This window comes from Taibaiella chishuiensis, from assembly GCF_003014535.1.
In the GTDB taxonomy this organism is placed as follows: Bacteria; Bacteroidota; Bacteroidia; order Chitinophagales; family Chitinophagaceae; genus Taibaiella; species Taibaiella chishuiensis.
Window position 1 is genome coordinate 66,609 of the sequence record NZ_PYGD01000003.1, and the last position, 15,312, is coordinate 81,920.

A 15,312-nucleotide genomic window follows, 5' to 3' on the forward strand; every position below is an offset into this window, starting at 1 on the left:
CTGTCCTACTGAGCGTAGCAGCTCATCGGTAAGCGGGCTTTGTCTAAGGATGAATGTTCCCCGGGTTATACTTATCACTTACTTGCACGGCTGCTCCCTCCATTAAGATCCTTCGCTGCGCTCAGGATGACATGGAGAGTAATCGCTTATTTGCACGGCAGCTCCCTTCGTTAAGATCCTTCGCTACGCTCAGGATGACATGGAGTGTAATCGCTTATTTGCACGGCAGCTCCCTCCGTTAAGATCCTTCGCTGCGCTCAGGATGACACCCGGAGTAGCTCAGGATGACACCCGGGGTAGCTCAGGATGACAGTGGCCTCACTCAACTCACACCTCACACCTCACACCTCACACCTCACACCTAACACCTCACACCTCACACCTCACACCTCACACCTCACACCTAACACCTAACATCTAACATCTAACATCTCACACCAAACATCTACTCCTTCCCGGGCTTTGCGCCGGGCAGGCGGCTTTTCAGGAAGGCGATCTGTCCGCGGTGGTTGGACTCATGTTCGCATACATGGAACCATTTCCAGAACGTATTGATGGGCTCTTTCTTCGACCATTCCGGATCTATGGCCAGCAACCAGTTGTCGTCTTTCTCCCTGAGCAGGGCCAGGGTGCGTTCGCGTACCGCTTTGATCTTGTCCAGGTAGTACTGTACGTCATGACCTTTTATTTCTTTACGCCCTTTATCGTCGAGCTCCATAGCGGCGCCCCATTCTTTCTGCTCTGCCTCGTTAAATTCCTGGCGGCCTTCGAAAGTGTTGATCTGGTAAAACTTGTCGGTAGCGCCCAGGTGCATGATCAGTGCGCCGATGCTATTGGCATGGCCATCGTGCAGGTGATCCAGTTCGGCCATACTCATCGATTGTACGAGCTTCACTACCGTATTGCGGTTGTAGTTGAGCATCGATACCAGGGTGCCGATCAGCGGTGTATAGCCTTCTTTGGGACCGATCACCAACAGGCCGTCTTTCTTCGTGATCTTATCGTCGATAGCATGCGCTGCTTCCGATTTGCCCAGCAGGCCTAAAAAGCCGAAGCCTGTTGCCAGGGCGGCAGTAGAGCGGATAAAATTCCGGCGGTTATACGCCGTTGTAGTTTGGGATTCCATGAGGTTTTTATTTGTGTTTTTTCAGGAAAGAAAATGGTTTGTGCGGGGACAAAAGTGCGGTATTTTAAAAAGCATTCCGCTTTTATATGTGTCAAACAAAATATAAAATTTAATTCCCTAAGCGGGGATTGGCGCGGTATTACCGGAAAAGCAGTAGCTGACTTGTGATGTGCTGCTACCGGTATTCCGGGAGGTGTTGGCACAAAAAAAGCGTCCCGGGATAAAGATCCCGGGACGCCGTATTTTTCAGACTTATTGGCTTGAGGATTAGTAACCCATATCCATACCGCCACCTGGCATTGCAGGCATAGCAGGAGCAGATTTAGGCTCTGGCTTATCTGCAATAACACACTCGGTGGTCAGCAGCATAGAAGCGATAGAAGCTGCATTTTCGAGGGCTACGCGTGCTACTTTGGTAGGATCGATAACACCTGCAGTGATCAGTTTCTCGTACTTATCGGTACGGGCATTGAAACCGAAGTCAGCTTTACCTTCTTTGATTTTCTGTACCACGATAGAACCTTCTGAACCTGCATTCTCAGCAATGGTACGGATAGGCGCTTCCAGTGCGCGGCGTACGATAGCGATACCAGTCTGCTCGTCGTTATTAACGCCTTCCAGTTTGGCAATAGCTTCGATAGCGCGGATAAAGGCAGTACCACCACCGGCTACGATACCTTCTTCAACGGCAGCGCGGGTAGCGTGCAGGGCATCGTCAACGCGGTCTTTCTTCTCTTTCATTTCTACTTCAGAAGCAGCACCAACATACAATACGGCTACACCACCGCTTAATTTAGCGAGGCGCTCCTGCATTTTTTCGCGATCATAGTCGGAAGTCGTTACTTCCAGCTGAGCTTTGATCTGGTTGATGCGGGCATTGATATCGGCTTTTTTGCCTTTACCGCCTACGATCGTGGTGTTGTCTTTGTCGATGGTTACGCTCTCAGCCTGGCCCAGGTAAGAAGGATCGGCGTTTTCGAGTTTATAACCTTGTTCTTCGCTGATTACGGTACCGCCGGTCAGTTTGGCGATATCTTCCAGCATTTCCTTACGACGGTCGCCGAAGCCAGGAGCTTTAACAGCAGCGATTTTCAGGGAGCCACGCAGTTTGTTTACGATAAGGGTAGCCAGTGCTTCGCCATCTACATCTTCTGCGATGATCAGCAGCGGGCGACCGCTTTGTACTACTTTTTCCAGGATCGCGATGATGTCTTTCATCATGCTGATCTTCTTATCGAAAATGAGGATGAACGGGTTGTCCAGTTCTACCTGCATTTTTTCGGTATTGGTTACGAAGTAAGGGCTCAGGTAACCGCGGTCGAACTGCATACCTTCTACTACGTCAACGGTAGTGTCGGTGTTTTTAGATTCTTCTACGGTGATCACGCCTTCGTTGCCTACTTTCTGCATTGCCTGTGCGATCAGTTTGCCGATCTCGTTATCGTTATTGGCAGAAATGGTACCTACCTGCTCGATTTTCTCGCTGTCGTTACCTACTTTCTGGGATTGTTTTTTCAGGTTGGCAACAACGGCAGCTACAGCTTTGTCGATACCACGTTTCAGATCCATCGGGTTAGCGCCGGCAGCTACGTTTTTCAGTCCTTCGCTGATGATGGCCTGGGCCAGAACGGTAGCGGTAGTAGTACCATCACCTGCGATATCTGCAGTTTTGCTGGCCACTTCTTTTACCATTTGGGCGCCCATGTTTTCAACCGGGTCTTCCAGTTCGATTTCTTTCGCAACGCTTACACCGTCTTTAGTTATGGTAGGCGCACCGAATTTTTTCTCGATTACTACATTACGGCCTTTAGGACCGAGGGTAACTTTAACGGCGTCCGCTAAAGTGTCAACGCCTTTCTTCATCCTGTTGCGGGCGTCGATATTAAAAAGAATTTGTTTAGCCATGTATTTTAGTTTGGTACGGAAACCGGCAAGGGGTGTTCCGCAGTATCAATTTTAAAAATGAAAAGAATGTCGGAAAAGCATTAAACGATTGCGAGGATATCGCTTTCACGCATGATCAGCAGCTCTTCGCCGTCGAGGCTCAGTTCTGTACCTGCGTATTTGCTGTACAGTACAGTATCTCCGGCTTTAACGGTTACGGGCTCGTCTTTTTTACCGGGACCGGCAGCGACAACAACACCACGTTGTGGTTTCTCTTTTGCAGTATCCGGAATGATGATACCACCTGCAGTTTTCGTTTCAGCTGCGGCTGGTTTCACGATCACTCTGTCGTGAAGCGGGGTAATGCCAACTTTCTTAGCCATAATATTGAATTGTATTTTAAATTTTAATGTGTATAGAAAAACTGCCGTTGGGGCAAAAGAGCGGCAGTCCCTTTTCTGTATACCAAAAATGTGCCAAAGCTTGTTCTTGCCAATTTTTCAGTTTCCGGCCGGGATCGGGCAGTCCCGGGCGTGCAAAGGTTGCCAAAATTACACCTTGCCCGCAAAAACACCAATTATCTGGCAGGACAATGCTGCAAGAAAGAAACAGATTCGTTAGATTATTTGGATTTTATTAACATAATTTTGCGCCTCAAACCACCATCCTATGTTTCGATATCTACTTTACCTGCTCCTCGGCTTCCTGCTGATGGGGACGGGCGCTATGGCCCAGAGTTTCAGTATCAATGCCCCGCTTATTGCCGATGGGGGTATTTGCACGCCCGGCGATACCACGTCTTTTACGGCTACGATCAATATCAATTCTTACCAGAACCAAACCTGGTATATGGATTTCCATTTTGGCGATGGTGCCGTCGACACTTTTGCATTTGTAACCAATAATGTAAATGGTACCTATATTTTCAGAGGATCGCATATATACTCCGTAGCCGGAACCTACCCGGTAAAAGTATACGCCCGCGACAATGCCAATGTGATCCGCGACAGTATCCTGTCTACGGTAACGATCGGCAATTGCCAGAAAGCTTCGGGTATGGTCTACCATGACTATATACAAAACTGTACCAAAGAGCCGGGAGAAGCCCCCCTGGCCAGCCGCTACTACCGGTTTTACCGGAACGGCGCTCTGAATCAGGTATACCTGGACGAACGGGGCCGGTTTAAGATCCCGGTGTATACCGGCGATACGATTGTGCCGCAGTCGGGTATGATCGACTATTTCAGCACCTATGCCACGCCCTGCGGCGGGGCTACTTTCCCGCCTATTACCGGCGCCGTAAATAATTACGAGATTGCGCTGAGGCCCATGGGCGGCGACAGCTACCAGCTTACTTCGTTTTGTGATGGCGTGGATACCATGATCTGTATCGGCACAGGATTCGTAACCATGCCTTTTAGCTTTGCTACCAATAACAAATGGTATGTAAGGGTGGATTATGGTAACGGGTATTTTCCTACCAATTATTATTCCATTATCAATGTATATAACGGCGGTTCCTCCCGCGGTACCAGCTATAACACGCCCGGTATATATACCGCTAAAATTCACCTCTACGACCAGTATCAATATGGGCCGGTAATGACCCTGGAGAAGACATTCAGCGTTTCCAACTGTCACCCCGTTCATGTAAAGGTATACGGCGATCAAAACAACAACTGCCAGGTGGACAGTACGGAGTACCGGTATAACATGAACAACGGTGCTATGAGGTTGTATTCTGTGATGAGAAACGGCGATAACTCTTTTGTTCAGAACCCTGACGGTTCCATCAAAGTGTTTATCTGGCCCGGCGATACCGTATACCGTCCTGATAGCATGTATTATTACAACCAGGGCCCTCCCGGCGGTTACTCGTTTAATGACATCCGCGCTACAGGCTGCGGACCTGCATTCCTTACCGATGCCATAGACAGCGCTGCTTTTGCTTTCAGGGGGAAAATCAGGACCATCTATAAACATGCATATGTCAGTGGCTCCTGTATCGGGGATACGGCCTTCTTCGAGGGCTACATTGCCGCTACCGGCTTCGCGCCCGGAAGCACGCTCCGACTGCGCTGTATCTATAGCGACGGTAAAACGGACACCTTTAATTATACGCCGCCCTTCACGGATACCATGACGTATAACATCAGTAAATACATTACGACAACGGATTCTTTGAATTATGCGCTTATCCTGGAAACGGAAGATGGCCTGGTTGCAGACACGGTTAGCGGGAAGCTGACGCTCGGCAATTGCACGCATGTGAAAATAAGGACGTATTACGATAAAAACAGGAACTGTATCAAAGACAGTAATGAAGACTACCTGGCCCACTTTACAGCCAAGGACGGCGCTTACTGGACACCCACGGAACTACTCGACAGTATTACCATGCGGATGCAGGTCGGGGTGGGCGATACCTTGCGGAGTGTAACTTTGGCCGCTAACTCCGCAGTGGGCCGGGGTATTTACACCCTCGAATACACCCATCCTATCTGCCCCTGGCCGGCGTTTACGGCCGACACGGCTACGTTCGACGTACCCCTGGTAGATACGATTATGGTACAAAATGGCAAACTGGTCAATCGCCTGCCCAATGGCACGGAGATCGCCAATATCGCGTCCTGCGACAGCATATTCCGCCCGGTAATGTCCGGCATGGTCTATGGTAACCGGAATGCGGCTAACCGTTTCTACCTGGTATACCACAACGGTCTTGGCGCTACAGACACAGCGGTAATGCTTGCCGGCGACGACTATCTCTATACTTCGATTTATTACAGGGCTTCAGCACCCAACACTACCTATGCCTACGGTACTTATGTGCCGGGCTACGAACTGCGCAGGACCAATGATAGCCTGGTATTTCAATACCTGCATACTCCTGCCCTGCAGGTGACGCACAATTGCGAAACACCTAAGGCAAGGCTGTTTATCGACCTGGATCCCAATTGCGTGAAAAACCCGGTAGACCCGGCATTGAGCAATATTGCAGTAGCGGTAACGGTAAACGGAGTGCCGGTAAATACCGTAACTGATAACAATGGTAACGTGTATTTCAACGCGGCCAGCGGCAGCCTGGTGAGCATTACCGTGCCGCAGACCCTGGCCACGGGCCAGGTATTAAGTCCTGCCTGCGTACTCGGTAATACGCTCAATTATACCTATACTGCCGGTAGTGCCACGCTTAATTTCCCTTATCGTTGCGGCGGCACAGCGGCCGACTATGGCATACTGGCCGGGCACAACTACTGGACGCCCGGGCTTGCAGATACCATTTACCTGTACCCGCAATACACGGGTTGCGGCTCCGGATCAGGCATATTGTCGCTCCAGCTGGACCCTGCATTGAGCTTTGTAACTTCTTCCCGCCCGGGTTGGCAGATCAGCGGGCATACCGTAAGCTGGAATATCGCCAACCTGTCGCTGCTTCCGTCAACCCCGGTTAAAGTGGCCGTGAACCTGAGCGGCGGTGTACCTGCCGGCGGCAACCTGTGTAACACCGCTTCGCTGCAGCCTGCAACGCCCGATGCCAATCCCGCTAATAATGTCTTTATACTTTGCGATACGGTATTCGGTACACCGCAAACCCTGCTGAAAACGGGGATAAGCGACAGTATCTACGCGCAACCCGGCCAGCCGGTCGTTTATACCATACAATTCCAAAATACTACGGCGGCAACGGCACAGCAGGTAATCGTACTGGATACGATAAGCCCCCTGCTCAATATCAACAGCCTCTCGGTATTGTATGCCTCTGCCGCGTACAATACGATCCTGCTCAACAATAATGTACTGAAGTTTACTTTCCCTAATATACAACTGGCCCCGGGTGGCAATGGTCTTATCCAGTTTGCGCTGAATGCCGCGGGTAGTCTTACTCCAGGCACGATTATTACCAACAGGGCATCTGTGGCTTATAACTACCAGGCGCCGGTGTTTACCAATATGGCCATGGCGGCATTTACACCACCGGTACCCCTGCAGAGCGGGCTTAAGAATATCAGGGCAATCCATGCGGCCGGCGCCAATATCATAGACTGGACCATGGGCGCGGTGCAGGACGGCAGCTATTTTGAACTGGAAAAAAGCAGCGATGGCACAACGTTTGCATACCTTGGCCGTGTAGCCGGCGATAAGCAACGAACAACCTACCGTTATATAGATAATGAGCCGTTTAAAGGGGTTAATTTTTACCGGCTTAAAATAGCGGATATAGATGGCAGGATCAGTTATTCGCCGGTGGTTACCGCATCCTGGAACCCGGCCGGTGATTTCCGGCTTCATGCCTATCCCAACCCGGCAAGGCATTCGGTTACAGTTACCATAAACGGTGTTGCGGGTAATAACGCGGAAGCGACGGTAAGCGACCTGGGCGGTCGTGTGCTGGCCCGCGTACCCTTTACACAAGGCGAAGCCACGATCAATATGGAACAATGGGCCAATGGGGTATACCTGTTGCGTTATACCGATGCCCTGCGTACGCAAACACTTAAAATCAGTAAAGAGTAAGGAGTAGAAAAACTATATATAAAAATCTAAGCGGGAGCGGCAAATGTCCTCCCGCTTTTTTATGCCCGCCCCCTGTGCAGGACGGCGTAACGGTTGCCAGGTTGTTTTTTTTGCGCGGGCAGGGGGTAGTTTTAATCGGGCTAAGACGGGCGCGGGTTCGGAAAGCTTTACATGATTTCTTCCTATCTTTGCGCGCACTAAAGAAAAGAAATGCTCGCTAACGATATCCTGTTAAAGGCGTACCGCCTGATGATGACCGCCCGGGCTATGGCGGATATTTACGAAAATAACCGTCCGGTCTGCAAATATGTACACTCTACCTCCCGGGGACATGAGGCCATACAGCTGGCAACCGGCTTCCTGCTCAAATCCTACGACTATGTCAGTCCTTACTACCGGGACGAAAGCCTGATGCTGGGCATGGGCTGGCGGCCTTACGAGATGATGCTGCAGTTGCTGGCCAAAGGCGACGATCCCTTTACCGGTGGCCGTGCTTATTACAATCACCCCAACAGCCGCAGGGAAAACCAACCGCAAATCATTCACCAGAGCAGTGCAACGGGTATGCAGGTAATTCCTACCACCGGTGTGGCGCAGGGTATCGACTATATCGAATCCCAGAAGCTGAGAAGCTTTCCCGAACCGCCGGTAGTGGTGTGTTCGCTTGGCGATGGCAGCGTAACAGAGGGCGAAGTAAGCGAAGCCTTCCAGTTTGCGGTACTGCACCAGTTGCCGGTTATCTACCTGGTACAGGACAACGACTGGGGTATATCGGTAAGCAGCGATGAAGCCCGCACGATGGATGCTTACGAGTATGCAGCCGGCTTTAAGGGCTTGGAGCGTATGCGCGTTGATGGCAGCGATTTTGAGGCTTCGTATAAAGCAATGGAAGAAGCGATCGGTTTTGTGCGCAAAGAAAGGCGCCCGATCCTGGTACATGCTAAAGTGCCCCTGCTGGGCCATCATACCTCCGGTGTGCGTAAGGAATGGTACCGTACTGAAGAAGACCTGGCCAAACACCTGAAAGATGATCCCGGTCCTAAACTGCGTAAAAAGCTGCTGGCCAAAAAAGGCATTACCGAAGCCCAGCTGGACCAGATCGAAGCAGAAGAAAAAGAATTTATACAACGCGAGTTTGCCCTGGCGGTAGAAGCTCCCGATCCGGATCCTGCGCAGGTAAGCGACCACGTGTTTGCCCCTACACCGGTTACGGAAGAACAGGGCAACCGTACGCCGGCCGGTAAGGAAAGGACCGTAATGGTAGATGCCGCATTGCATGCCGTTGAAGAAATATTAAGAAAACATCCGGAAGCCCTGTTTTTTGGACAGGACGTAGGCCGCAGGCTGGGCGGGGTTTTCCGCGAAGCGGCAACACTGGCCGATAAGTTCGGCGACGAAAGGGTATTCAATACCGCGATCCAGGAAGCGTACATCATCGGCTCTACCGTAGGCTTGAGCGCACTGGGCCTGAAGTCGATCGTAGAAGTACAGTTTGCCGATTATATCTATCCGGGCATCAACCAGCTGGTTACCGAGATCAGCAAGTCGAGCTACCTGAGCTGCGGCAAGTTCCCGATCAATACGATTATCCGTGTGCCCATCGGCGCTTATGGCGGCGGCGGCCCGTACCATAGCGGCAGCGTGGAAAGTACCCTGGCAACCATCAAGGGTATTAAAATAGCCTATCCTTCCAATGCGGCCGATATGAAAGGCCTGATGAAGGCAGCCTTCCTCGATCCCAACCCGGTAATCATGCTGGAGCATAAAGGTCTTTACTGGAGCAAGGTGCCCGGCACCGACGAGGCCAGGACCATAGAGCCCGATGAAGATTATGTACTGCCTTTCGGTAAAGGCAATGTGGTGCTTGCCGCCTCTGATGAGCAGGTAGCGCAGGGCAATTCCCTTTGCATCATTACCTACGGTATGGGTGTGTACTGGGCCAAGGCTGCGGCTAAAGATTTCCCGGGCAGTGTAGAGATCGTCGATCTCCGTACTATTTATCCCCTGGATGAGGCGCTGATCTATGCTACTGTAAACAAACACGGTAAATGTATCGTGCTCACCGAAGAACAATTGAATAACTCTTTCTGCGAAGCCTTATCCGGCCGTATCGCACAGCAATGCTTCCGTAACCTGGATGCACCGGTACAAACGATAGGCGCGCTCAACCTGCCTGCCGTGCCGATGAATATTGGCCTGGAAGCGGCCATGCTGCCTAATGCAGAGAAGGTGAAAGAAAAAATAGAATGGCTGCTGAATTATTAAAGCCATAAACGGGGAATACTAAATAACGCCCGGTTATAAAATAAAAAAAAGAGGCTGCCCATGGGCAGCCTCTTTTGCGTAGGGATACGCGGTGTTTATTGAATAACCAGTTTCTTTACCGATTGGGTATTGCCACTGCTCATACGCAGCAGGTATACGCCGGGTGGCAGTTGTGGGGTAAATTCTTTTTTCACCATACTGCCCATGCATTTCATATCGTTGTGCCACAGCGACTGGCCTACCATATTGGTCAGTTCCAGTGCTACATCGCCGCTGAAGCCCTGCATCTGCACGGTAAACTTGCCCTGGTTCGGGTTAGGATATACGGTTACCAGGTTGTCGAAGTTTTTATCATCGAGTTTCAGGCTGAAGCCGATGGTGAAGCTGTAGAACACCTGTGCGCCAAAGTCGGGGTTAAAGGTCTTGAGGGTAGCGCCGCTGGTGGCATTGGTAAGCGACAGCGTGCCTTTGCCGGCCGAAGCTGCGGCCCACCAGTCCAGCCCGTTGTTGCCGGCATCGTCCAGTACAAAGGTATAACAACCCAATGGCAGGGCCAGGGTATCGCTGTACTGTGTCTCGTTAGACATACCGGTCCGCTCGAATACGGTGGTGCCGCTGGCATCTTTAATACGCAGGGTATTTTCAACGGCTCTCTTATTGGTCTTCAGTCTTACTACGATATTACCTGAGGGCAGGATATCGGGCAGGTTGTAGGAGGAGTAAGCGGTATCGTTACCGGCATATTCGTCCGAGCCGCCATTGGCCCCTGCAATGCGTGCAATAAAGCGGTTGCTTTGGTTGCCGGCCCAGAAGCCGGTATTGCTGATCGGCAGGTCCACGAGGGCCGTATCCAGGAATTTAAGATTGCCGGTCCAGTTAAGGGTTTCTTCATTGCCGCCTGCAACTTTGTATTTGATCACGGCTGCAGTCAGCGGGTTCTTACCGGAGTTGCGGATAATTACCTGCGGGGTATGGCAGATCGGGTTAACACGCGATACGGCAAATGCGTCGCTGGGTTTTACGATATCGTAGATTTCTGCATCGTTGTTGCGGGCCGGAGTTTTGTATTCGATCACCTGCAGACCCACGTCGTACACACCATTGCCGGTATTGGGGGCTGAGGTAGGAACAGGCGCTATATTATAATCCAGGTTGATCTGGCTACCGGACATATATTGGGTCACGTTGAAATCGTGCGGCTTGATGATATCGCCGGGGCACCAGCCTTCGCGGTCGTATACCCAGGTACCGCCCTGCGGGTAGATCGGGTTGAGCCCGCAATCCTGGCGCTGGATACGGAAGGTATTTACATTCTGTCCATTGGATTTATAGTAGTGGTTGTTGAACATAAACTCGCAGCAACCGTTGGGATAGCCAGAACCGGCATTTTCAGCGCCGCCATGGCCTGTTACGTACGACCGGAACTTCACGGCGCCTGTGTTCGGCAACAGGTTCAGGGTCATCGGGCTCAGTACGGTGTCGGAGGCTATGGCGCCGTATTTGTATTGCGCCCAGCCTTTACCCCAGGGCTGCAGGATACGGTTCACTTCGGCGGCAGGCTGCCCCTTGATAAACGCAAATTTTACATCCTGTATTTCCTGGGTACCACCTACTTCAAGATCTACGGTATCCTGCAGCAGGGCGTAGTAATCGGTAACGTCGTACACACGGGTACGGCCATTACCCAGGCTCAGGTTGATGCCATAAGGCGAAATGCTGCGGCCGATCTCGTATTTAACGGTATTGCTGTACCAGTTGATGTTGTAGTTGACGAGCATGGAATCCCTGGCATTGGCGAAGGAATCCACTTTTACGCCGTTCTGGAAAATATAGCCGTAGGCATTGGTCCAGGCCGAACGTGTAGCGGTATAAATAGCCGGGTTGGCCGGGTCGTTATCCTGTATGATATGGTTGCCGCCCGGGTTGCCATAGAATTTTACCAGCACCGGCGGGGTATACACGGTATCGTTTACCGCTACGGAATCGATATGGGAGGTATAAGTATTGCGTTCGAAAACGATTTGCGGACGCCAGTTCAGGGTCTGCGCATTGTAGTAGATGTCTCTTGCTTTTACGGCTTGCCACCACATATTACCGCTCACCAGGCCCTGGTGCTGGGCTGCCGGCGATACGTCGGCAATGGTGTTCAGCGTACCGGTATTGAGGCGGTAGTCGGCTTTAAGATGACTGAAGTCGGGATGAGAGGCGGTGATGTCGCGGCCTACCCAATTCCGGATGTCTGCTCCCGAAAGGGCTTTGTCCCAGATGCGGAGGTGGGAGAATTTGCCCAGGTAGAAATAACCGCCCTCGCGCGATTCGCCCAGCAGGAAATCGCCTGCAGTAGCGGTACTCAGGCCCGGCCTGTATTTGGTATAAGCCAGGGCGCCGTTCATATAAAAGCGGAAGGTATCGTTGGCATAGGTAACAGCCAGGTGTTTCCATACTTTTTTGGTATTGGGACCGGAGAAGTTGGCATCGTTGGTACCCCAGAGGTTAAGCCTGTAGCTATTGTCGGGTGTTGTGGTACGGAAGGTGAAATCCGCACTGGCCGTGCCGCGCAGGCCTGCGCTGAACAGGGTGCCTTCGGGCCCGATAAACGAATCTACATTGATCCACATGTCGTAGGTGCGTGGCGCGGTGCCGGCAAACATATTCAGGCTGGGATCGAACCGTACATTACCGCCTGTGTTACCAAACGATCCCATGGCGTAATTGGTCGTGGTGCTGAACAGGCCGGAAGGGATGGTCGTAGCCTGGCCCAGTATGGATGCGCCTGTTCCTGTCGTTGCATTCTGGAACGAAAAGTCGATCAGGATATTGGAGGTGCCGTCCCATACGAAGGGTGTGCTGAACTGGAAACTGTTCAGGCCCGCGGTGGTAATGTTGCGATGATAGTTGTATACGGTTTTCAGCGTATCGTTCTCCATGGCCTTAACCGTGAAACTGTCGGCGGTTACCTGTTTCATCCGGATCATCACATTGTTGATCATGCCGGCACTGTTCTGGAAGTTCAGCTGGATACCCGTGATATTGCCCGCGGTAAGACCCGCTGCCAGCAGTTCGGAAGCCTTCCAGATAAACTGGCTGCGTTCGCGGCCGACGGAAAGGCTGAAGGGGTGGGCCATAGGCACGGTGCCCGTGCCCGTATTAAAGGACGTAGCCGAGGTTACGTTGTCCACCACGGTATTATACAGGAACGACCGGTTCACGTTATACTGCGGCTGTGGTGCGTAGCGTAGGGTGTCGATATTGCCGTTGTCGTTCACGGTAAAGTAACGGCCCTTTTTAAGGGTGGAGTCGAGTTTGCCCCTATGGTCGTAAATGCTGTTGAAATAGATATAATCCCATTCGCCGCAGGCATAGTTGCCATCGCCCGATTTATCCGGGTAACATTTGATATTGAAATACATCAGGATTTTCCGGTAGCTTTCATCGGCTGTAGGGAAAAAGAAATTAGCCCTGCGTGTCCAGAGGGTATCAAAGGTATAGGTCTGCACCCAGGTAGTATCCTGTGCCTTCAGCTTTAGCGAGGGGGCCAGGAAGAGCAGCCCGAAGAGCAGCAGGCAATAGTTGAGTTTTTTCATAAAATATAAACGCTGTTTTGATCGTGATGTACTAAAGAAAAATTAGATGCTAAGGGATTAAGACAAGACTTCTGCGGTGCGGCGCTCCCGGGCATGCCTGCTTCTGCAGCCGCTGCGAAACAGGTAGAGCACGGCGAGCAGCAGCCCGAACAGGCCTCCTGAATAACTGGCGTTATGTATGGCACCGGTAACGATAAAGCTCACTTTATCACGCAGGTTGTCGGGCATCCACCAGGAAACGCCATGGCCGGCCAGGTAATAGCTGCCGTAGCAATAACCGCCGATGCTGAACAGTAGGGTGGTGACCAGGACGATAAGCAGGGAACGGCGCAGGGCGCGGCGCATACTGGTATGATCGGGATAGAGCAACATGCCGATAAAGCCGAGAATAATACCGATCAGCGCACCTACCCACCAGGAGGCATAGAAGCCGATGAGCGATACTCCGGTACGGAAACCGGTATCGGGACCAAGGCGGAACTGTGGAAATTTAAACTGCGTAAAATATTCTTCCGAGATAGAGGCGGTAACCTGGTCATGTAAAATACCATAGGTGCCTGCGAGTATCACAGACAGGAATATTGTAGTAGAAAGTACTCCCGATTTACGCATCGCCAAATATAATAAATTATAACCTGAAAACATAACGACGGCACCCTACATAAAGGTGCCGTCGTACAGGTATTATTTGGCGTTATTTTCGATGCAATTACCAACCCAGCAGGTAAGCGAAGATCAGCGGTGCAACGATGGTCGCATCGCTTTCTACAACAAACTTGGGCGTATGGATATCCAGCTTGCCCCAGGTGATTTTTTCGTTGGGTACAGCGCCGGAGTAAGATCCGTAAGAGGTGGTAGAATCGGAGATCTGGCAGAAGTAAGACCAGAACGGCACATCATGCCACTCGAGATCCTGGTACATCATCGGCACCACGCAGATCGGGAAGTCGCCCGCAATACCGCCGCCGATCTGGAAGAAGCCCAGGCCTTTGCCGGTACTCATTTCGCGGTACAGCTCGGTAAGCCATACCATGTACTCGATACCGCTTTTTACGGTGCTGGCCTGCAGTTCGCCTTTGATCACATAACTGGCGAAGATATTGCCGGTAGTGCTGTCTTCCCAACCCGGAACGACGATCGGCAGGTTCTTTTCTGCTGCAGCAACGATCCAGCTGTCTTTAGGATCGATCTCGTAGTATTGCTCCAGCTCGCCGCTCAGTACTACTTTATACAGGAACTCGTGGGGGAAGAAACGTTCGCCGTTGGCCTGTGCATCTTTCCATGCTTTTTCCAGGTGCTTCTGCAGGCGGCGGAAAGCCTCTTCTTCAGGGATACAGGTATCGGTTACGCGGTTGTAGTGGTTTTCCAGCAGGTCCCATTCGTCCTGTGGGGTAAGGTCGCGATAGTTGGGCACCCTTTTATAATGCGAGTGGGCTACCAGGTTCATCACATCCTCCTCCAGGTTAGCGCCGGTGCAGGAAATCATATGGATCTTGTCCTGGCGGATCATTTCGGCCAGCGAGATACCTAATTCTGCGGTACTCATGGCCCCGGCCAGCGATACCAGCATTTTACCACCCTCTGCCAGGTGGGCTTCATAACCTTTGGCCGCGTCCATCAGGGCAGCAGCGTTAAAGTGGCGGTAATGATGTTGTATGAATTGAGAAACCGGTCCTTTACTCATGTTGTTCTGTTTATTTATAGCGTGTTGATATTTAGGTTAAGCGTTGCAAAATTAGGATTTTGAATCGGCTTCGCCGTTCCTGTGCACCAAAATTTAATTTTTTATGCAACAAAAAGATGCCGGGCAGATTTTTTGCCCCGGGTAAAAGAAATGATTTTAGCTGACAGCCGGTAAGGACAGCGGCTTTTGTATAGTCCGGAATTGTTATTTGTAGCCAGGTACCCGTTCCAATATTCATTTTCTTATTTTTG

9 protein-coding genes are annotated in these 15,312 nt (G+C 51.3%); 2 read left to right on the top strand and 7 right to left on the bottom strand.

The window, feature by feature from the left end; genetic code table 11:
- Positions 1-445: 445 nt before the first annotated feature.
- The 3 genes from B0I18_RS10555 to B0I18_RS10565 all read right to left on the bottom strand — a co-directional run bounded on the left by B0I18_RS10555 (position 446) and on the right by B0I18_RS10565 (position 3,393).
- The gene (locus B0I18_RS10555) at positions 446-1,126 is read right to left on the bottom strand and encodes a DinB family protein (RefSeq protein ID WP_219905962.1); all 681 of its coding nucleotides are present in this window, start codon (positions 1,124-1,126) and stop codon (positions 446-448) included.
- Between the two features lie 267 nt (positions 1,127-1,393).
- The gene (gene groL / locus B0I18_RS10560; RefSeq protein ID WP_106522675.1) at positions 1,394-3,031 is read right to left on the bottom strand and encodes a chaperonin GroEL; all 1,638 of its coding nucleotides are present in this window, start codon (positions 3,029-3,031) and stop codon (positions 1,394-1,396) included.
- Positions 3,032-3,111: 80 nt separating this feature from the next.
- On the bottom strand, positions 3,112-3,393 hold the full coding sequence (locus B0I18_RS10565; protein ID WP_106522676.1) for a co-chaperone GroES: 282 nt from the start codon (positions 3,391-3,393) through the stop codon (positions 3,112-3,114).
- A 286-nt stretch (positions 3,394-3,679) separates the two neighbouring features.
- Here B0I18_RS10565 and B0I18_RS10570 point away from each other — a divergent pair, with 286 nt between their 5' ends.
- Positions 3,680-7,528 carry a DUF7619 domain-containing protein gene (locus tag B0I18_RS10570; protein WP_106522677.1) on the top strand — a complete coding sequence of 1,283 codons (3,849 nt, stop codon included), beginning with the start codon at positions 3,680-3,682 and terminating at the stop codon, positions 7,526-7,528.
- Positions 7,529-7,738: 210 nt separating this feature from the next.
- Positions 7,739-9,793 (top strand): alpha-ketoacid dehydrogenase subunit alpha/beta, encoded by a 2,055-nt coding sequence (locus B0I18_RS10575; RefSeq protein ID WP_106522678.1) that lies wholly within the window; start codon positions 7,739-7,741, stop codon positions 9,791-9,793.
- 95 nt (positions 9,794-9,888) lie between these two features.
- Here the strand turns inward: B0I18_RS10575 and B0I18_RS10580 are convergent, their stop codons facing one another.
- From B0I18_RS10580 to B0I18_RS10595, 4 genes are all read right to left on the bottom strand, one after another.
- The gene (locus B0I18_RS10580; protein WP_106522679.1) at positions 9,889-13,377 is read right to left on the bottom strand and encodes a LamG-like jellyroll fold domain-containing protein; all 3,489 of its coding nucleotides are present in this window, start codon (positions 13,375-13,377) and stop codon (positions 9,889-9,891) included.
- A gap of 57 nt (positions 13,378-13,434) precedes the next feature.
- On the bottom strand, positions 13,435-13,989 hold the full coding sequence (locus B0I18_RS10585; RefSeq protein ID WP_106522680.1) for a hypothetical protein: 555 nt from the start codon (positions 13,987-13,989) through the stop codon (positions 13,435-13,437).
- 97 nt (positions 13,990-14,086) lie between these two features.
- Positions 14,087-15,061, bottom strand: a complete 975-nt coding sequence (locus tag B0I18_RS10590) for a deoxyhypusine synthase family protein (protein ID WP_106522681.1) — start codon at positions 15,059-15,061, stop codon at positions 14,087-14,089.
- Positions 15,062-15,092: 31 nt separating this feature from the next.
- Positions 15,093-15,299, bottom strand: a complete 207-nt coding sequence (locus B0I18_RS10595) for a hypothetical protein (protein WP_106522682.1) — start codon at positions 15,297-15,299, stop codon at positions 15,093-15,095.
- Positions 15,300-15,312: the final 13 nt, after the last annotated feature.